The sequence below is a fragment of the Clostridium sp. genome (genome assembly GCF_026168755.1).
Classification (GTDB): Bacteria; Bacillota; Clostridia; order Clostridiales; family Clostridiaceae; genus Clostridium.
Genome location: NZ_JAPFDR010000049.1, coordinates 1 through 18,355, shown reverse-complemented (window position 1 = coordinate 18,355; position 18,355 = coordinate 1). Strand labels below are relative to the sequence as shown.

Annotated in this window: 17 protein-coding genes; 11 read left to right on the top strand and 6 right to left on the bottom strand. The window is 26.4% G+C overall.

From position 1 onward, the window contains the following. Positions 1-233: 233 nt before the first annotated feature. Entirely contained in the window at positions 234-959 is a 726-nt protein-coding gene (locus Q0Y03_RS13140) for a gamma-glutamyl-gamma-aminobutyrate hydrolase family protein (RefSeq protein WP_297714263.1), read from the bottom strand. A 221-nt stretch (positions 960-1,180) separates the two neighbouring features. On the opposite strand from Q0Y03_RS13140, the gene Q0Y03_RS13135 reads away from it, so the two are divergent. The 6 genes from Q0Y03_RS13135 (at position 1,181) to Q0Y03_RS13110 (ending at position 8,939) form a co-directional block, all read left to right on the top strand. Next, entirely contained in the window at positions 1,181-2,095 is a 915-nt protein-coding gene (locus Q0Y03_RS13135) for a M14 family zinc carboxypeptidase (RefSeq protein ID WP_297714262.1), read from the top strand. 298 nt (positions 2,096-2,393) lie between these two features. Then, positions 2,394-3,473 (top strand): M42 family metallopeptidase, encoded by a 1,080-nt coding sequence (locus Q0Y03_RS13130; protein ID WP_297714261.1) that lies wholly within the window; start codon positions 2,394-2,396, stop codon positions 3,471-3,473. Between the two features lie 561 nt (positions 3,474-4,034). Next, positions 4,035-5,723: a peptide ABC transporter substrate-binding protein gene (locus tag Q0Y03_RS13125; protein ID WP_297714260.1), complete on the top strand. Its 1,689-nt coding sequence runs from the start codon at positions 4,035-4,037 to the stop codon at positions 5,721-5,723. Positions 5,724-5,936: 213 nt separating this feature from the next. Continuing rightward, positions 5,937-7,412 carry a protein adenylyltransferase SelO gene (locus Q0Y03_RS13120; RefSeq protein WP_297714259.1) on the top strand — a complete coding sequence of 492 codons (1,476 nt, stop codon included), beginning with the start codon at positions 5,937-5,939 and terminating at the stop codon, positions 7,410-7,412. Between the two features lie 158 nt (positions 7,413-7,570). Then, on the top strand, positions 7,571-7,924 hold the full coding sequence (locus tag Q0Y03_RS13115; protein ID WP_363318748.1) for a cation:proton antiporter: 354 nt from the start codon (positions 7,571-7,573) through the stop codon (positions 7,922-7,924). A 181-nt stretch (positions 7,925-8,105) separates the two neighbouring features. Then, the gene (locus Q0Y03_RS13110; protein ID WP_297714258.1) at positions 8,106-8,939 is read left to right on the top strand and encodes an aldo/keto reductase; all 834 of its coding nucleotides are present in this window, start codon (positions 8,106-8,108) and stop codon (positions 8,937-8,939) included. 249 nt (positions 8,940-9,188) lie between these two features. Here the strand turns inward: Q0Y03_RS13110 and Q0Y03_RS13105 are convergent, their stop codons facing one another. Both Q0Y03_RS13105 and Q0Y03_RS13100 read right to left on the bottom strand, forming a co-directional pair. After that, positions 9,189-10,208, bottom strand: a complete 1,020-nt coding sequence (locus Q0Y03_RS13105) for a M50 family metallopeptidase (RefSeq protein WP_297714257.1) — start codon at positions 10,206-10,208, stop codon at positions 9,189-9,191. A gap of 143 nt (positions 10,209-10,351) precedes the next feature. After that, positions 10,352-11,116 (bottom strand): DeoR/GlpR family DNA-binding transcription regulator, encoded by a 765-nt coding sequence (locus Q0Y03_RS13100; RefSeq protein ID WP_297714256.1) that lies wholly within the window; start codon positions 11,114-11,116, stop codon positions 10,352-10,354. 123 nt (positions 11,117-11,239) lie between these two features. On the opposite strand from Q0Y03_RS13100, the gene Q0Y03_RS13095 reads away from it, so the two are divergent. After that, positions 11,240-12,037, top strand: coding sequence for an HAD family hydrolase (locus Q0Y03_RS13095; protein ID WP_297714255.1), 798 nt, complete (start codon positions 11,240-11,242; stop codon positions 12,035-12,037). 69 nt (positions 12,038-12,106) lie between these two features. Here the strand turns inward: Q0Y03_RS13095 and dusA are convergent, their stop codons facing one another. Further along, entirely contained in the window at positions 12,107-13,150 is a 1,044-nt protein-coding gene (gene dusA, locus Q0Y03_RS13090; protein WP_297714254.1) for a tRNA dihydrouridine(20/20a) synthase DusA, read from the bottom strand. A 196-nt stretch (positions 13,151-13,346) separates the two neighbouring features. On the opposite strand from dusA, the gene Q0Y03_RS13085 reads away from it, so the two are divergent. After that, complete coding sequence (locus Q0Y03_RS13085) at positions 13,347-13,910, top strand: hypothetical protein (RefSeq protein ID WP_297714253.1); 564 nt, start codon at positions 13,347-13,349, stop codon at positions 13,908-13,910. 48 nt (positions 13,911-13,958) lie between these two features. Here Q0Y03_RS13085 and Q0Y03_RS13080 read toward each other — a convergent pair whose 3' ends face one another. Next, a complete protein-coding gene (locus Q0Y03_RS13080; RefSeq protein ID WP_297714252.1) occupies positions 13,959-14,393 on the bottom strand; it encodes a MarR family winged helix-turn-helix transcriptional regulator in 435 nt (144 codons plus the stop codon). Between the two features lie 98 nt (positions 14,394-14,491). Here Q0Y03_RS13080 and Q0Y03_RS13075 point away from each other — a divergent pair, with 98 nt between their 5' ends. Then, on the top strand, positions 14,492-15,868 hold the full coding sequence (locus Q0Y03_RS13075) for an MATE family efflux transporter (RefSeq protein WP_297714251.1): 1,377 nt from the start codon (positions 14,492-14,494) through the stop codon (positions 15,866-15,868). A gap of 77 nt (positions 15,869-15,945) precedes the next feature. On the opposite strand, the gene greA is transcribed toward Q0Y03_RS13075, so the two are convergent. Next, complete coding sequence (greA, locus tag Q0Y03_RS13070) at positions 15,946-16,410, bottom strand: transcription elongation factor GreA (RefSeq protein ID WP_297714250.1); 465 nt, start codon at positions 16,408-16,410, stop codon at positions 15,946-15,948. A gap of 516 nt (positions 16,411-16,926) precedes the next feature. Here greA and Q0Y03_RS13065 point away from each other — a divergent pair. Both Q0Y03_RS13065 and acpP read left to right on the top strand, forming a co-directional pair. After that, the gene (locus Q0Y03_RS13065) at positions 16,927-17,904 is read left to right on the top strand and encodes a beta-ketoacyl-ACP synthase III (RefSeq protein ID WP_297714249.1); all 978 of its coding nucleotides are present in this window, start codon (positions 16,927-16,929) and stop codon (positions 17,902-17,904) included. Positions 17,905-17,987: 83 nt separating this feature from the next. Continuing rightward, positions 17,988-18,215 carry an acyl carrier protein gene (gene acpP, locus Q0Y03_RS13060; protein WP_133016887.1) on the top strand — a complete coding sequence of 76 codons (228 nt, stop codon included), beginning with the start codon at positions 17,988-17,990 and terminating at the stop codon, positions 18,213-18,215. The last annotated feature ends 140 nt before the right edge of the window (positions 18,216-18,355 follow it).

Genomic DNA, 18,355 nt, shown 5'->3' with positions numbered 1-18,355 from the left:
CTCAGACCAAGACTTTGCCTCCGACTTCCTTCAGATTCCATCTCACGATGGACACCCTTGTCATTAGCTAGTGGTTCCCACTACCAAGCCCACAACGGACTTTCACCGTCAAGTTGTTGCCCATGCTGGGCGCACAATAATCAAAAAGAGAGTCAAAGTTTGGCTCTCTTTTTGATTGTAAAATAGACCTGTAACAAAATTAAATATAAATTATTTTGTTACAGGTCAAAATTTTATTTTTTACAACTATAAATAAGTTTTTTAAATAAATCTAATGTTGTGGAATCATTTGATGCCATCATTTCAGGATGCCATTGTATACCTACTACAAATGGTTTATTTATCATTTCAATAGCTTCAATTATTCCATCAGGAGATATAGCAGTATTTTTAAAGTTAAGGGCAACTTCTTTAACTGCTTGATGATGAGCACTATTAACAATATAACTATCTCCAAAGATTTCGTGTATAATGCTATTTTCTTCTATATAAACAGGATGGCATTTTTCAGAAAGATGACTTTCTTGTTTATGAAGTATTGGTGAATCTGTAGCATAGGATATATCTTGATGCAATGTTCCACCACAGGAAACATTAAGAATTTGACATCCTCGACATATTCCTAAAATAGGCATATTTAATTCAAGGGCTTTTTGGGCTAAATTAATATGATACCAGTCAACTAAATCATTACAATTTCCTAAAAGGGGTCTAGGAAGTTCTTTATATGACAATGGATTAACATCAATACCTCCAGGAAGTAGTAACCCATCACATGTAGATAATTGATCAAGTAAAATATCAATATCGTTTATTAAAGGCAAAATAACAGGAATTCCTCCAGCATCAGCAATTGCTCTTGGATAGTTATTATTTATTCTAGTATAATCTTCACCTGCAAATTCTATTCTAGAATCTTTAACTATTCCACCAGCTATCGCTATTAGTGGTTTTTTCATTTTATCCCCTCCTTGAAATAAATCTTCATTATATATTATACGAAAAAAAGCAAATGATTTAAACATTTATAACTAAAAAATACATATATTAAAATAATGATTTTTATTAATATTTTCTAATGGGAACGAAAATAAAGAGAATTTATAAAATATATTATAAGTATTTGAGGAGGTAATATAAAATAGGATATATAGCAAAATCAAATTATACTTATGATAAAATGTTTATAGATTTACAATATTTCAAAAAAATATATAGTGATAATATAGAAATAAATATAATCGGAAGTTCTCATGATAATAGAGATATTTATGAAGTAATATTAGGCAAAAGTAATAAAAAACATGTATTGATACATGCAGGAATTCATGGAAGAGAGTATTTAACTTCATTATTAATTATGAAGCAAATAGAATATTATCTAAAGAATTATGAAAATGGTAAATATTACGGAATTAAATATAGAGACTTATTTAATTCCGTAACTTTTCATTTAATTCCCATGGTAAATCCAGATGGAATTACTATAAGTCAAATAGGTATAAAAGGCATAAAAGATGAAAAATTAAAAGATTCTATTTATGAATGCTATTATAATGATTTAAATGCTAGATATACTTGTGATAGATTTAAAAATTATTTAAGAAAATGGAAGGCAAACGCTATTGGTGTAGATTTGAATAGAAATTTCGATGCTGGATGGAATGAAATAAATCAAAGTAAAAAATGCTCTTTTGAAAATTATAAGGGGAAATGTTGTAATTCTGAACCTGAATCTAAGGCACTTGTTAATTTAGTCAGTAAATATAATTTTATTTACACAGTTAGTTATCATTCATCAGGAAATTTAATTTATTGGGATTATAAAGATAGCTTAGTAAAAAATGAGTGTAGCAAACTAGCAGATCTTATTTCAAGTGTAACAGGATATACAAAAGAAAAAAGTGATAGCGAATACTCTGAAGTTATACCAGGTGGATTTAAGGATTGGGCATCTTCTAAACCAAATAATCCAATACCAAGTGTAACTATTGAAGTTGGTTTAGGAAAGTGTCCATTGAAAAATTCAGAATTTAAATATATTTGGAATGCTAATTATAAAGTTTTAGCAGCTATTGCATATATGTTAAGATAGAAAATTTATATTTATTAAATTATGAACATGTTTCTGAATTCTATAGAAATAAAAAATACCGATTAACATCTGGTATTTTTTGTTTTATATAGTAGACAAATGTATTTAGTAAAGGTATAATGTAAAAAACAAAATAAAGATAATAAAATAAATAATTTATATTATAGTATACCATTAAATATTTATTGGGGAACTTAATAAAATATTTAAGTTATAATTTATTAGATAATAATAAATTAAAATAATATGTTACTATAATATATATATGAAATGCTAAGTAGTATTTAGGGGGCATAATATGATTAATATTAAAATTTTAGAAGAATTATCAAATGCATTTGGACCATCAGGATTTGAAGACGAAGTTACAACTGTAATCAAGAAATATTGTAATGAAATGATAGTAGAAAATGATTCTATGAATAATGTTTATGCAAAGCTAAAAAATTATGATGGTAATAAATTAGTTGTTATGTTAGATGCACATACTGATGAAGTTGGATTTATGGTCCAAGCTATTAATGATAATGGATTATTAAGTATTGTCCAATTAGGTGGATGGCATAATACAAATATTCCTGCACATACTGTTTATGTTAAAAATAGAGATGGTGAACTTATTAAAGGTATAACGACTTCTAAGCCAGTTCATTTTATGACAGCTAGTGAAAGAGTTAATAATTCATTAGAAATAGAAAATATTTTTGTAGATGTAGGGGCAAGTAGTAGGGAAGAAGTTTTAGATATTTTTAATATTAGGGTTGGGGATCCAATAGCTCCAAAAGTTGAATTTGATTTTAATGAAAAAAATGGAGTTTGTTATGGCAAAGCTTTTGATAATAGGATAGGATGTTTTTGTATTATAGAAACATTAAAAGCATTATCTGAAATAAGTGATTTAAATGTAGATGTTGTTGGAGCTTTCGCAGCACAGGAGGAAGTTGGTACTAGAGGAGCACAGGTTACATCTCAAATTGTTAAACCAGATCTAGCAATAGTTTTTGAAGGGTCTCCAGCAGATGATTTATATTATTCTAAAAATATATCACAGGGTGCATTGAAAAAAGGAACACAAATAAGAAATTTAGATCAAGGATATATAGCAAACCCTTTATTTATTAGACATGCAGAAAAAGTTGCAGAAAAACATTCAATAAAATATCAAAATGCAGTTAGACGTGGAGGTTCTACTAATGCAGCAAAAATAAGTTTAACTTACAAAGCAGTACCAGTATTAGTTTTAGGTATTCCTTCAAGGTATGTTCATAGTCATTATAATTACTGTGCAAAAGAAGATATAGAAGCATCAGTATCATTAGCTATTGAAGTAATAAAAAGTCTTACTGAGGAAATTATAAATAATATTTTAAGAAAATAATATTAATTAATTTTAAATATATAAAAAAAAGAGAAGAGCATTCTCTTTTTTTTTTATATATAAATGTCCTTGGGAAATGGTATAAATTCAAAAAAATGTTCATTTGAAAATAAATGTTAAAAATTTTTTAAAATATTATTAAATGTAAGTAAATTTAAATAATTTTTTTAAAAATATATGGATAAAAAATTATAAGACTAGTCAATCAGCGTGTGTAAACATTAACATCGATTTATTGTTTAAATTAACATTTTAATTAATATAATTAAAAATAATTAATAATATATTAAAATAATAATATTTTTTTTAACAATTATTTTGACAAATATTAAATTTAAATTATAATTAAATTATAACTTAATCAATTTTTGATTTATAAGTAATTAAATAGGATTAAGTTTCGATATTTAAATATTAATTTATAATTTTACTCTTATAAATACTTTTAGGGGCAGAAATTATAAGAGTAAATTATAGCTTATATATTTAAATCTATATATTATAAAAATATATAAATTGCATAATGCAGTTTACTTATAAATACAAAGGGGGCAATTAAAGATGAAAAGTTCAAAACTAAAAAAACTATGTGCGGTGTTAATGGCTGCAACTCTTAGTACAACATTATTTTTGGGATGTGGAAGTACTTCTTCAAAGGAGGGGAATAGTACTAACTCAGAATCTAAAACTACAACAAATAAAGATGCTAAACAAGAATTAGTATTTAATTTAGGAGCTGATCCTGAAACAATAGATCCAACAATAAACACAGCTTCAGAAGCATCAACAGTAATACTTAATGCATTTGAATGTCTAATGACACTTGATGAAAATGATAATGCAGTAGAAGGCGCAGCTGAAAGCGTTGAAGTCTCAGATGATGGATTAGTATATACTATTAAATTAAGAAAAGATGGAAAATGGTCTGATGGAGAACCAGTAGTATCAGATAATTTTAAGTATTCTTGGATAAGAGCATTAACTAAAGAAAATGCAGCTGAATATTCTTATCAATTATATTATATTAAAAATGCAGAAAAATATTATAACGGAGAAGTAAGTGCTGATGAAGTAGGAATTAAAGTTATTGATGACTACACATTAGAAGTAACACTAGAAGCACCAACAAGCTACTTTAAACAATTATTAGCATTTCCAACTTATGCTCCATTAAGAGAAGATATTGTAAGTGCAGATCCAGATGGATGGGCAACAAAGCCAGAAACTTATGTAACTAACGGTGCATTTAAATTAGTTCAATGGGATATGAAAGACCAATTAGTATTTGAAAAAAATGAAAATTACTGGAATAAGGATAGTATTAAATTAGATAAACTAACATTTAAACTTGTAACTGATGAAACAACTGCTTATTCAGAATTACAAGCTGGTAACTTCGATGTTGTTAATTCTGTTCCACCAAATGAAATAGAACCTGGAAAAGAAGCTGGTTTAGTACATGTTTCACCAAAGCTTGGAACATATTACTTTGGTATTAATGTTGGTAAACAAGATAATATGTCTGAAGATGTTAAGGAAGTATTAAACAATAAATTAGTTAGACAAGCTATAAATTTAGCAATAGATAGACAAGAAATAATTGATAATGTCGGTAAAGCTGAACAAGTTCCTGCATATAGCTTTGTTCCACAAGGAATTTATAATGCAGATGGTACAGAATTTGCTGATAAAGAATATTATGCTCCTTTAGATATGGAAGGAAATATTGAAAAAGCAAAAGAATTATTAAAAGAAGCTGGATATGAAAATGGTGATGGATTACCAACTATTGAATTAATGTATAATTCTGAAGGTGCACATAAAGATATTTGTCAAATTGTTCAACAAAACTTAGCTGAAATTGGAATAAATGTAGAATTAACTAATCAAGAATGGGCAGTTTTCTTAAATACTAGACAACAAGGTGGATATGAAATTGCAAGACAAGGATGGATTGGAGATTATTCAGATCCTATGACATTCTTAGATATATTTGTAACTGGCGGTGGTAATAATGACTCTGGCTATAGCAATCTAGATTACGATAAATTGATTGCTGAAGCTAAAATTGAGTCTGATACAGCTAAGAGAAAAGAGTTGTTACGAGAAGCAGAAGATATTTTGATGGAAGATATGCCTATACTTCCAATTTACTATTACACAACTGTAATGGGATGGAATGAAAATGTTAAGGGTATCCAAGTTTCTGTTTTAGGAACTGTTTACTTACAAGGAGCCTATATAGAGTAATAAAATATTATAAATTAAATAAGGTAAAATATATATAGGATATATTAGAGTATTTCACTAATATATCCTATACTTTTTAATAATTTTGAAAGGTCTATTAAAGATGATAAAGAATAAGAATAATTGAAGGGGCTATGTATAAACTATAAAAAAGTACATATTAATATTAATTTTATTAGAGTATAAGAAGTATAAGTTATAAAAGGAGGATATATGAAGTATCAAGATAATTTATTAAATAAATATTTAAATCTAGAAAATACATATTCACAGCTCCCTAAAAGTTTATTTTCATTTCAAAATCCAAGTAATTTAGATGATTGCAAATTAGTATTCTTCAATACAACCTTAGCTGAAGAGTTAGGATTAAATAAAGAATTTTTAAAAAGTTATGAGGGTATACAATTTTTATCAGGAAACAAAATTTTAGAAAATACAACTCCAATTTCTCAAGCTTATGCAGGACATCAATTTGGACATTTTACAATGTTAGGTGATGGTAGAGCTGTTCTTTTAGGGGAGTTAATATCAAAAAATAAAGAAAGATTTGATATTCAAATTAAAGGAAGTGGAAGGACTCCATATTCAAGAGGAGGAGATGGAAAAGCAACTTTAGGACCTATGCTTAGAGAATATATTATAAGTGAAGGAATGCATGGTTTAGGAATACCAACAACACGTAGCCTAGCTGTAATTTCTACGGGTGAAGATATCCTTAGAGAAAAGTTTTTGCCAGGGGCAATATTAGATCGTATAGCTAAAAGTCATATCCGTGTTGGTACATTCCAATTTGCTAGAAATTTTTGTGATATTGAAGATCTTAAATTATTAGCAGATTATACTTTAAAAAGACATTTTGAAATAAAAAAACATGAAGAAAATCCTTATCTTTATTTACTTAATGAAGTTATAAAAAGTCAAGCGTTACTTATAGCAAAATGGCAATTAGTTGGATTTATTCACGGTGTTATGAATACAGATAATATGCTAATAAGTGGAGAAACTATTGATTATGGACCTTGTGCATTTATGGATACATACGATCCTAACACTGTATTTAGTTCTATTGATATTAATGGAAGATATTCATATGGTAATCAACCTAAAATTGGTGCCTGGAATTTGGCAAGATTTGCAGAATCAATATTACCATTATTAGATGAAGATATAGATAAAGCTATTGAAATTGCAGAAAAAGCATTATCTAATTATGAAACTTTATATAATAAATATTGGGAAAATGGAATGAAAGCTAAACTTGGAATTTTTAATTCAGAAGAAGAGGATAATAAGCTTATTTTTTCTCTTTTAAGTATTATGAAAGATTATAAAGCTGATTACACAAATACTTTTCGTAATCTAACATTAGGAAATTTAACAGAAGGTGAAATATTTAAAAGTAATGATTTTAAAAATTGGTATAAAATTTGGCAAGAAAGATTAATAAAACAAGATAAACCAAGTAATGAATGTATTAATCTAATGAAAATGAATAATCCAACCATTATTCCACGTAACTATAAAGTTGAAGAAGCCTTACATGCTGCAGTTGCCAATAATGATTATAGCATTATGAAACAGCTTTTAAATGTAATTAAAAATCCTTATGATTATTCAAATATTAATGAAGAATATTCAAAACCACCTAAGCCTACAAGTTGTGCATATAAAACATATTGTGGTACTTAAATTTAAATTACCTATAAATAAAATGTAAATTAACCCCAAATTATTGAAGTTATTTCTAAATTATATTATGATATAAAAAATAAGGTATTTGATAAATATTATCAATTTGTTAATGTGCTATGAAAAAATATCTTTATTTTTCATAGCAAATTAACAGATTGAATTTTATAAAAAGAGGGAAAAATATTATAAATTTAATGATTATTTGTGCATTAGTACTATTAATATGTATAACTTCAACAAAAATATTATATAAATTTGGTGTACCGATTTTTCTTATTTTTATAGTACTTGGAATGTTATTTGGCTCCGATGGTATTGTTGATATATACTTTGATAATTATAATTTATCAAGTGATATATGCTCCATAGCATTAATTTTTATAATGTTTTATGGGGGCTTTGGTACTAACTGGAATATGGCCAAGCCTGTTGCATTACAATCTATAATTATGTCATCCTTAGGAGTTGTTATAACAGCTGGATTAACTAATAAAAGTATCATGGATTGAAATATTCCAGAAGATATTCTTATAGTTATGATAAAACGTAAGTAGAAAGTAATAGTTTCAAATGGAAATACAGTTATAATGCCAGAGATATATTGGTTGTTACAGCTAATGATTTTAGCGCTGTAGAAAATATGATAATATAGATTAAAATTAGTTGAAAGTAAAAGGTAGGATATGTATTATGAATGAAAATTTTAAAGTATTAAGTAATGGGGTTAAAATTCCGTCTATTGGATTTGGAACATATAAATCTGGAAATGATGAAGAAACTGCTAAAATTGTAAAATATGCTTTAGAAATAGGGTATAGGCAAATTGATACTGCTTCTTTTTACGGTAATGAAGTTGGTATTGGAAATGGAATAAAAGAAAGTGGAATTAATAGGGAAGATATTTTTCTTGTTACAAAGCTTTGGAATGATAATCATGGATATGATAAAACTATTGAAGCATTTAATAAATCATTAGAAAGATTACAAGTTAATTATATAGATTTATATCTTGTACATTGGCCCAATAAACTAAACACAGAAACTTGGAAAGCATTTGAATATCTTTATAGAACAGGTAAAGTAAAAGCTATTGGAGTTTGTAATTTTAGAATTGGTCATTTAGAAGAATTAAAGAAAACAGCTGAAATAATGCCTATGGTAAATCAAATCGAAATTCATCCTCAAAGTTCAAAAAATGATATGTTAAGTTATTGTGAAGAGAATAATATTCAACTTGTTGCATGGAGCCCTATAATGAGAGGTAAATTATTCTCTAATAAATTAATGATTGATCTATCTGAAAAATACAAAAAAACAATAGCTCAAATAATATTAAGATGGCATGTACAAAGAGGAATAATCCCTATACCAAAGTCATCTAATGAGGAAAGAATAAAAGAAAATCTAAGTATTTTTGATTTTGAACTTTCTAATAATGATATGAGAACTATAGATTTATTAAATGAAGGAGATAATGTATCAGTAAGCGGAGTACCTGAAAATACAACATATCTTATGTTTTAACAAAATTGCAAATCCATTTTTTATTGTTAAAGATATTATGACAGCAAAGGGATCATTAAAATTTAATAAAACTTATTTCAATTTATAATTTGATCTAAATTCTAATTTATTATATTAAATAGGATAATTTCCAAGGTCTTATGAATATTATCCTATTTTTTTCTTTAATTTATTTTATATAAATCTAATATAGTAATAAATGATAAACTTTAATCAAAACAATAATATAATTGTAATTATTAGTTTTTATTATAGTTTGATCGGAAATAAAACATCTTTTAAAGTAACTATAATCATAATTCCCATTAAAATAATGAATCCTACATAGTTTGCAACACCAACAATTTTATCAGGAAGTTTTCGTCTTGTTATTAATTCGATAATAGTAACTGCTGCCCATCCACCATCTAATGCTGGAAAGGGTAATAAATTGAATACAGCTAAATTAACACTAATGAAACCCAATAAATAACCAAGAGATATTAGACCATTTTTAGCTGCTTGAGTTGACATTCTTATTATAGTAATAGGTCCACCAACATCCGTTTTTAAATTTACATCTCCTGAAATAATAAGTTTAATGCTTTTAAAAGTTTGATTAATTAAAGAAGCTGTTTCTTTAATTGACTGTTTTATTGATTGAACAATTGTTGGCTCTTTAATAGCACTATAATAGAAACCAATATGATAAACTTTATTACCGTTTTTTTCAATCAACTCCGGAGTAAGAGTAATTTCTAGCTTTTCACCATTTCTATTTACTAATAAACTTATAGGATTACCATTAGAAAGTTGAATACTCATAGTAACATCTGTAGGGGTATAAACCTTGGATCCATCTACTTTTATAATTTCATCATTAATTTGTAATCCTGAATTAATAGCAGGTGAGTTCTCAGATAGCTTACTTATTTTTAATTCATTAAATCCTCTATGTGAAATAATAATGCTGAATATTATAACTGCAAAAATAATATTCATTATCGCACCAGCTAATATAATTGAAATCTTTCTTATTGGAGTAGTACTAGAAAAACTTCTTTCATCATTTACAGCTTCTTCTTCACCTAATAAACTAACGAATCCTCCAATAGGGAAAAGTCTTAATGAGTATCTTGTTTCTTTGTCTTTTCTTGAAAATATTTCTGGTCCCATCCCAATAGAAAATTCTTCAACTTTTATCCCATTTACTTTTGCCATAATAAAATGTCCAAGTTCATGAACAATTACTAATAAACTAAAACCAAGTATAGCTATAATAATATACATATTTTCCTCCTTAATTAATTATGTATACTTAATTTTTATTCTTTATCTAAAGAAAAAATTACTTATTAATTAATATTAAGAGGATAAATTACTATATTATATAGTTAAATTCTATATTAAAATAATAAATTCATTTTAATATCTTAAATTATGTTTATATAATATTCTTTAAGATTTACAGTTATTGAGTCATCAGGTAACTGCTCAGTAATTATTCCATAAAAATTAAGTAAATTAGAAAATTTAAATGAACCATTTTTCTTAAATTTTTCATTTAAAGTAACTAAAAATAACTTATCTGAAATAGTAGTAATTGCTTTTTTAGTTGCAGCATCTTCTGAAAGGGAAGTGCTTATAGTTCCATCTCTAAGATCAATTCCTGTACATCCTAAAAATGCCTTATTACATCTATAGTTATTTATTTGTTCAATTGCATGAGAGCCAATACTACCACCAACATATGAGTTATAATCTCCACCAATAAAAATAAATTTTGTAATAGAATCCGAAGTAATTAATGAGGATATTTCAAACATATTAGTAATTACAGTTAATTGTTTATTATCTTCTACAATTAATTTTGCAATCATAAAGGAAGTGGTAGATGCATCTAAAAAAATGGTGTCATTGTCATCTAATTCATCAAAAGCTTTTTGAGCTATTATATTTTTCAATTCTATATTTTCACTAATACGATTATTAAAAGCTTTTATTTTAATAGCAGTATTATCTATATTAATAGCTCCACCGTAAGTTCTCTGAAGTAGGTTTTTTCGCTCTAATACCTTTAAGTCTTTTCTAATCATACTTTCACTTACTTTAAACTCTTTACTTAAATCTTTTACAAATATTTTTCCATCTCTATTTAATAGATCTAATATATATTTATGGCGCTCTTCAGTAAACATTTAAAATCTCCTTTAATTTCGTTTCTTATTTATTCCCATTTTATTATATGATTTCAATTAAGTCAATTGACAATAAGGAAATAGTAGGATAAAATAAGAAATAACAGGAATGGAGGGGATTAAATGAAAAAAGCTATATTTTTTGATATTGATGGAACATTATTAGATTACTGTGGTGGAATAGTTGACATTACTCCAAAAGTTAAAGAAGCAATTTGTTCTCTTCAAAAAGAAGGTCATTATGTATTTATTTCAACTGGGAGACCATATGCATTTTTAAGTAAATCAATCTTAGATTTTGGTTTTGATGGTTATATTTTAGCAAATGGAGCTCATGTAATTATTAATAATAAAACAATATATAGTGAAGATATAGATAAAGAATTTATAAAGAATTTAGTAAACGAATTAGAATCACTTAATATTCAATATATATTAGAAGGTGAATACTATTCTTATATGAAAAAAAACTTCAAAGAATTTCATCAATTTTATGATACAGTAGGCGTCTCTAAAGAATTAATAAAAGATGAATTTTCTTTAGATGAAATTAAAACTTATAAAATTGAAATGATGTGTCCAAATGATGAAGTTGTTAATTCGTGTTTAGAAATAGTTCAACGAAATAAAGATTATGATTATGTTAATAGTATTGCCTTAAAATCTTTTGAATTATATTCAAAGAAAAATACAAAAGCAACAGGAATAATTAAAGCACTAGAGTATTTAAATATTGATATTGAAAATAGCTATGCATTTGGTGATGGTAAAAATGATATAGAAATGCTTTCTACAGTAGGCTGTGGTATAGCCATGGGAAATGCAGAAGATGAAGTAAAAAAATATGCTAGTAAAATTACTGATACAGTACATAATGATGGTGTTGCAATTGGTATAAAAGAGTTTGTATTTAATAAATAGAAATTTAAAAAAGTACTTAATATTACTATAGTAAATTATATAGTAAATAATAAGTACTTTTATTATTTTTTATAAGTTCCACAGCACATCCTGAGGCATAACTTCTAATATACTATTTAAAACTTCTATTAGAGTTTCTCTTTTTATATTAGATGATGATAATAACTGCTTAAATTTTCTACTTCCTCTTTGTCCTTGAAATAAACTTTGAAGTGGAGCTGCTAAAGCATGTACATTACTTCCTTTTTCAAGTTCTTCAGTAACATATGGTATATATTTTTTTATAGCTTCTCCACGTGAAATTGGGCTAATATTTTTCTTTTCTTCATTAATTTTATGCAAATTAGCTAAAAGATAACAATCCTCATACGCAGCTCTTCCAATCATTACTCCATCAACTTTTCTTAATGCATCTTCAATGTTTGCTAAACTTTTAAATCCGCCATTTATCTCTATATTTAAATAACTAAATTCTTTTTTTAATTTATAAACCATATTATAATCCAAAGGAGGGATTTCTCTATTATCTTTAGGACTTAATCCTTTTAATATAGCTGATCGTGCATGTACAGTATATCTATCAGGTTTTGCTTTAGATACTGTATCTAAAAATTCTAGTAAATCTTCATAACCACTTATTATAATTTTACCAACTTTATTATCAATTACTCCAGTACCATCAATTCCAATTCTATGTTTTAGTGTTATGGGCTTATTTGTTGCCTCTTTCATTGCTGATAATATTTCATAAACAAGATTCTTATCTGACATTAAAGCTGCTCCCATTAGGTTTCCTGATACCCTATCAGAAGGACATCCACAATTTAAGTTTATTTCTGAATAATTGTATTGCTCAGCAAGTTTAACAGCTTTATAAGCATTTTCTGGATTTGAAGCTGCTATTTGAAGAGCAACATTTCCTTCATCTTCTCTAAAATAAAGAATTTTATCTAAATCTCCATTAATTATTGCTTGTGCTGTTACCATTTCTGAGTAAAGAAGGGCATCTTTATTCAATATTCTACAAAAATATCTAAAATGCCTATGTGATTTATCTACCATGGGGGCTATACTTATTTTAGGTGTTTTTATATTAGAAATATATTTTTCCATCTTTTGTATCCTTTCAATTTAAAGAAATTTATTATGATTTATTATAGCATATAAAAGTTTAATTAATTATATAATTATAAGCTCTTTCATATAAATTAATATAAGATATAGATTTTATTACCATTTTAAGTGTATAATTACTATACATAATAAAATATAATTTAAGTATATTCTTGCTATAAAAAGGAGGACCTCTATGAAAAGGATTATATTATTAATTTTAATTGTTTTAATAAATATATTTCTTATAGGATGTGCGGAGTCTAAAATTTATTTAAATAAAAATAATGAAAATTTAAAAGATAGTAATAAAGAAGAATTAGAAAGTATAGTTGATAAATACAGCTCTTATACTATAGATGAGATTTATGTTGAAGACACAAAAATTGTTGGTTTTTCATCTAATACTACTCAAGGTGTTTTTGTATATGAAAAGGATAATGAAGGAAACTATGTATTAAATCAAGCTAATAAATTAGATATACCTACAGATGGTTTAGGTATTTCAAATTACAGAATAATTTATGAAAATTATAACGATATAACTAATGCTAAGTATGGATATATTATAATATCCAATGGTAAAAAGGTTTCTAGAGTTGAAATTACTATAAATGATGTTTATAAATATAATGCAAATTTAGAAATTGGAAAAGAATCTATGGTTTTAATAAAAGAAAATTTAACTGAAGATGAAATTGCAGGTATTCGTTTAGATGTAAAATATTTTGATGAAAATAACAATGAATTATCTCAATAAATAAAAGGGGCTATTACACTAAATAATTAATGCACAGCTCCTTTTTAATTATTTTAAAGCATTTTCTGAAAAAAGATGCATAACTTCAATATACTTTTCTATATCCTTTGGATCTATCCCTTTAGTAATTTTTTCTACAAATTCACTTTGCATATTATATAGTTTTATTACTATAGGTTTAGATTTTTCTGTTAACTTTAGATGTTGACATCGTCTATCATTTTTATCAACTTCAACTTTTATAAGTTCTTTTAATATTAATGGTTCTACAGCTTTAGAAACATAAGCCTTAGAAAATCCCTTTAACCTAACTATATCCTTTGCTGTATCACAAGATGGATTATTATTTAAAAATGCTAGAATATCAGCCTCTGGCTTAGTAATACCACATTCATTAGCTACTTTAACAGATAAATTGTAATATAAATCATTTATATTTTTAACTGAGTATAGTATCTCCGTAATATCAAATTTAGTTTTCATCATTACCCTCCATATAGTTGACAAATAAACAGTTTCTTTATAAACTATTTTATATAAATTATTATTTTTTGTCAATTTTATTAAAGGAGAAAGATATCATGAAACGAAATCGAACAGAAGAATTAGGAAGCGGCAGTGTAGGAAAACTACTTTTTAAATTAGCTGTTCCTGCAGTTGCAGCACAAATTATTAATTTATTGTATAATCTAGTAGACCGTATGTATATTGGTCATATAGCTAATATTGGTAAATTAGCACTTACTGGTGTTGGAGTATGTTTACCACTTATTATGCTTATTTCTGCATTTGCTGCTCTTGTAAGCATGGGCGCTGCACCTAGAGCTTCAATTTTTTTAGGGAAAGGTGAACATGAAAATGCAGAAAAAACATTAGGAAACTCCTTTTCACTATTAATAATATTATCACTTATTATTACAGTTATTTTCTTTTTCTTTTCAAAAGATTTACTTTTATTATTTGGTGCAAGTGAAAATACAATAGAATATGCAGTTGATTATATGAAGATATATAGCTTAGGAACTATATTTGTTCAACTAACTCTTGGACTTAATGCATTTATAAGTGCACAAGGTTTTGCTACAGTTAGTATGATGACTGTTTTAATAGGTGCCATGTTTAATATTATTCTTGATCCTATACTGATATTTGGATTTAATATGGGGGTATCTGGCGCAGCTTTAGCTACAATAATATCTCAGTCATTATCTATGATTTGGATACTATTTTTCTTAACAGGTAAAAAATCAACTTTAAAATTAAGAAAGGAAAATCTTCGTTTATCAAAAGAGATTATTATACCTTCCATAATATTAGGATTATCACCATTTATAATGCAAGCCACAGAAAGTTTAATAACAGTATGCTTTAACTCTTCATTATTAAAATATGGTGGCGATATTGCAGTAGGAGCAATGACAATTCTTACAAGCGTAATGCAATTTTCAATGCTTCCTCTTACTGGACTAACACAAGGTGGTCAACCTATAATAAGTTATAACTACGGAGCTAAAAATGCAGATCGTGTAAAAAAGGCATTTAAAATATTACTTATTTGTTGTGTAACTTATTCTTTTATATTATGGTCATTAGCAATGATAGCGCCTAAAGCATTTGTATTAATATTCAATAATGATCCAGAGCTTGTTGAATTTACAAGTCATGCTCTTAGAATATACATGGCTGTTTCATGCGTATTTGGTGCGCAAATCGCTTGTCAACAATCATTTATTGCTTTAGGTAATGCAAAAACTTCATTATTCTTAGCATTATTAAGAAAAATAATATTATTAATACCTTTAATTTATATTATTCCTATGTTTATGTCAGATAAAACAACAGCAGTATTTATGGCAGAACCTGTAGCAGATTTATTGGCAGTTACAACAACAACAATACTATTCTTTATTCAATTTAGAAAAGCTATGAAAGAAATATCTGATCCTATATGTTCTTAAAATAAATTTAAAAACTTAACTTATATGGTAAAAAAATGAGGTTATATTAAGTTAAAATTTAATATAACCTCATTTTTTTAAAGTATTTCTAAAATCTTTACAGAATAATTTTCTCCAGGAGCTTCAACATCAACTATGTCTCCAACCTTTTTACCAGCTAATGCTTTTCCAAGTTCAGATTCAATACTTATCAACATTTCTTCAGGCTTAGCATCCAATGTTGTTACTAAAGTAATAACATCTTCAAAACCATCATCAATAAATTCAATTTTAGCTTTAGTATTTATTCCTAAAATAGATTTATCAATACTTTCATCCTCTATAACTATAGCTGTTGTTATAAGTGTTAATAAGTGTTGAATTCTATTATCATTTTCTCTATACTCTTCACAAGCTGCCTTATATTCTGCATTTTCCGATCTATCTCCATGTGCCGCTGCAATTAATTTTTCTTTTGCAATTTCAGCTCTTCTTACAGTCATTCTGTAATCTAGCTCTTCTTGTAATTTTTTAATATTAGATTCTGTTAATATCTTACTCATAAAATAAAAATCTCTCCTATAATAAATATTATGATACTATTATAAATACTTATTAAAGAAAAGGAAAGATATCGTTAAAATATAAATAAATTATGAGAATCCTACTGATTTCATTTATCCTTTACATGAAATATTTTGAATATCAAGATATATTTTAAAGTATAATATGTAATGTTAGAAAAGGAAGTATTTGAAAAAAAGATTGACAAATTTTAAAAGTAGACTTATTATAAAGATGTTTGATAATCAAAATTTTTGAAAGGGGAATGGATAATTTTAGGAGTTAAGTTTTGTTTGAATTATTTTATATTTAAGATTAAATTATTTTTATTAGGAATTATTTTTATTTATATAAAATTGTACAATGATCCAATACTATATTTATATTAATATAGTATTAACTTATTATATATTATGGATTAACTAAAGAGAAATATTAAATAATTTAATATTTCATATTTTTAAGGGGATTATTTGATTATCAAATAATTATATTTTTAAAATAAAGGTGTTAAGATGAGTTTAATAAAAATAGTAGGTATTGGACATTATTGTCCAGAAAATGCTGTAAGTAATGATCAATTGTCAAGTTTAGTTAATACATCACATGAATGGATAGTTAAGAGAACTGGAATATGTGAAAGAAAGATTTCAAAAGGTGAAAGTACAGTAGATTTAGCCGTTAAAGCATCAATTAATGCTATGAAAATGGCAAAGTGTAGTCCTCAAGATATTGATTTAATTGTAGTTGCAACTACTTCACCAGATAGAATTATGCCTTCTACTGCTTGCAGCGTCCAAAGTATATTAGGTTGCGAGAATGCAGCTGCATTTGATATAAGTGCTGCTTGTTCAGGATTTTTATATGCATCCATAATTGCTAATTCATTAATAAAAAATGGAGAAGGAAGCAAAGCTTTAGTTATTGGTAGTGAGGTTCTCTCAAGAATAATAGATTGGAATGATAGAAATACTTGCGTATTATTTGGTGATGGTGCTGGTGCCGCTATTCTTGAAGTAAGTACTGATAATAGTGGAATAATAAGCACTTACTTCGGCTCTGATGGGAAAACAGGTATTAAAGCATTAACTGCCAATCAATTTCCAATTAAGACACCGTTTGCAGATGCCTCTTTAAAAAGAGACGAATATATACAAATGGATGGTAGAGAGGTTTTCAAATTTGCCATATCAATAATCCCTAAGGTAGTTAAGAAACTATTAGAGGATTCAGGTGAAGATATATCAAATATTAAATATATTATTCCACATCAAGCAAATCTTAGAATAATAGATGATGCTGCTAAGAAGTTAAATATAAGCAAGGACAAGTTCTATGTTAACTTGGAATCCTATGGAAATACGTCAGCAGCTAGTGTGCCTATTGCTTTTAGCGAGGCTGTAAATAAAAGCTTACTTAATAAAGGTGATAAAATTATTTTAGTTGCTTTTGGTGGTGGGTTAACTTGGTCTGGAATATTACTAGAATGGTAGTATTCAGTAAATTATTGAAATTATAAAATGAAGTTAAAACTTATAAATAAAGAATTTTAGTTAAAATTTAGGAGGAAATAGAAATGATATTTGAAAAAATTAGAGAAATAGTAGTAGAACAATTAGGAGTTAATGAAGAAGACGTTAAATTAGAAACAAGATTCATAGAAGATTTAGAAGCTGATTCATTAGATTTATTCCAAGTAATAATGGAACTTGAAGATGCTTTTGATGTAAAAGTTGAAGAAGTAGAAAACATAAAAACAGTTGCAGATGCTGTAAATTTCATTGAAAAAGCAACAGAAAAATAGTGATAGTGTAAAGTTTCGTATGAAAAAATAGCCTATGGCTAATTTTTAATAATAATTAAAAAATAACGTTGTAATATCAACTAAAATTTAAAAATTGGATATGACAAAAAGACCTTCGGTATCGGAGGCAAAAATAAAAT

What these genes read in the sequence shown, in the direction of transcription:
- greA (WP_297714250.1), bottom strand. Translation starts at nt 16,410, where the DNA reads ATGAGTAAGATATTAACAGAATCTAATATTAAAAAATTACAAGAAGAG.
- acpP (WP_133016887.1), top strand. Translation starts at nt 17,988, where the DNA reads ATGATATTTGAAAAAATTAGAGAAATAGTAGTAGAACAATTAGGAGTT.
- Q0Y03_RS13075 (WP_297714251.1), top strand. Translation starts at nt 14,492, where the DNA reads ATGAAACGAAATCGAACAGAAGAATTAGGAAGCGGCAGTGTAGGAAAA.
- Q0Y03_RS13125 (WP_297714260.1), top strand. Translation starts at nt 4,035, where the DNA reads ATGAAAAGTTCAAAACTAAAAAAACTATGTGCGGTGTTAATGGCTGCA.
- Q0Y03_RS13085 (WP_297714253.1), top strand. Translation starts at nt 13,347, where the DNA reads ATGAAAAGGATTATATTATTAATTTTAATTGTTTTAATAAATATATTT.
- Q0Y03_RS13135 (WP_297714262.1), top strand. Translation starts at nt 1,181, where the DNA reads ATGTTTATAGATTTACAATATTTCAAAAAAATATATAGTGATAATATA.
- Q0Y03_RS13100 (WP_297714256.1), bottom strand. Translation starts at nt 11,116, where the DNA reads ATGTTTACTGAAGAGCGCCATAAATATATATTAGATCTATTAAATAGA.
- dusA (WP_297714254.1), bottom strand. Translation starts at nt 13,150, where the DNA reads ATGGAAAAATATATTTCTAATATAAAAACACCTAAAATAAGTATAGCC.
- Q0Y03_RS13080 (WP_297714252.1), bottom strand. Translation starts at nt 14,393, where the DNA reads ATGAAAACTAAATTTGATATTACGGAGATACTATACTCAGTTAAAAAT.
- Q0Y03_RS13110 (WP_297714258.1), top strand. Translation starts at nt 8,106, where the DNA reads ATGAATGAAAATTTTAAAGTATTAAGTAATGGGGTTAAAATTCCGTCT.
- Q0Y03_RS13105 (WP_297714257.1), bottom strand. Translation starts at nt 10,208, where the DNA reads ATGTATATTATTATAGCTATACTTGGTTTTAGTTTATTAGTAATTGTT.
- Q0Y03_RS13095 (WP_297714255.1), top strand. Translation starts at nt 11,240, where the DNA reads ATGAAAAAAGCTATATTTTTTGATATTGATGGAACATTATTAGATTAC.
- Q0Y03_RS13140 (WP_297714263.1), bottom strand. Translation starts at nt 959, where the DNA reads ATGAAAAAACCACTAATAGCGATAGCTGGTGGAATAGTTAAAGATTCT.
- Q0Y03_RS13120 (WP_297714259.1), top strand. Translation starts at nt 5,937, where the DNA reads ATGAAGTATCAAGATAATTTATTAAATAAATATTTAAATCTAGAAAAT.
- Q0Y03_RS13065 (WP_297714249.1), top strand. Translation starts at nt 16,927, where the DNA reads ATGAGTTTAATAAAAATAGTAGGTATTGGACATTATTGTCCAGAAAAT.
- Q0Y03_RS13130 (WP_297714261.1), top strand. Translation starts at nt 2,394, where the DNA reads ATGATTAATATTAAAATTTTAGAAGAATTATCAAATGCATTTGGACCA.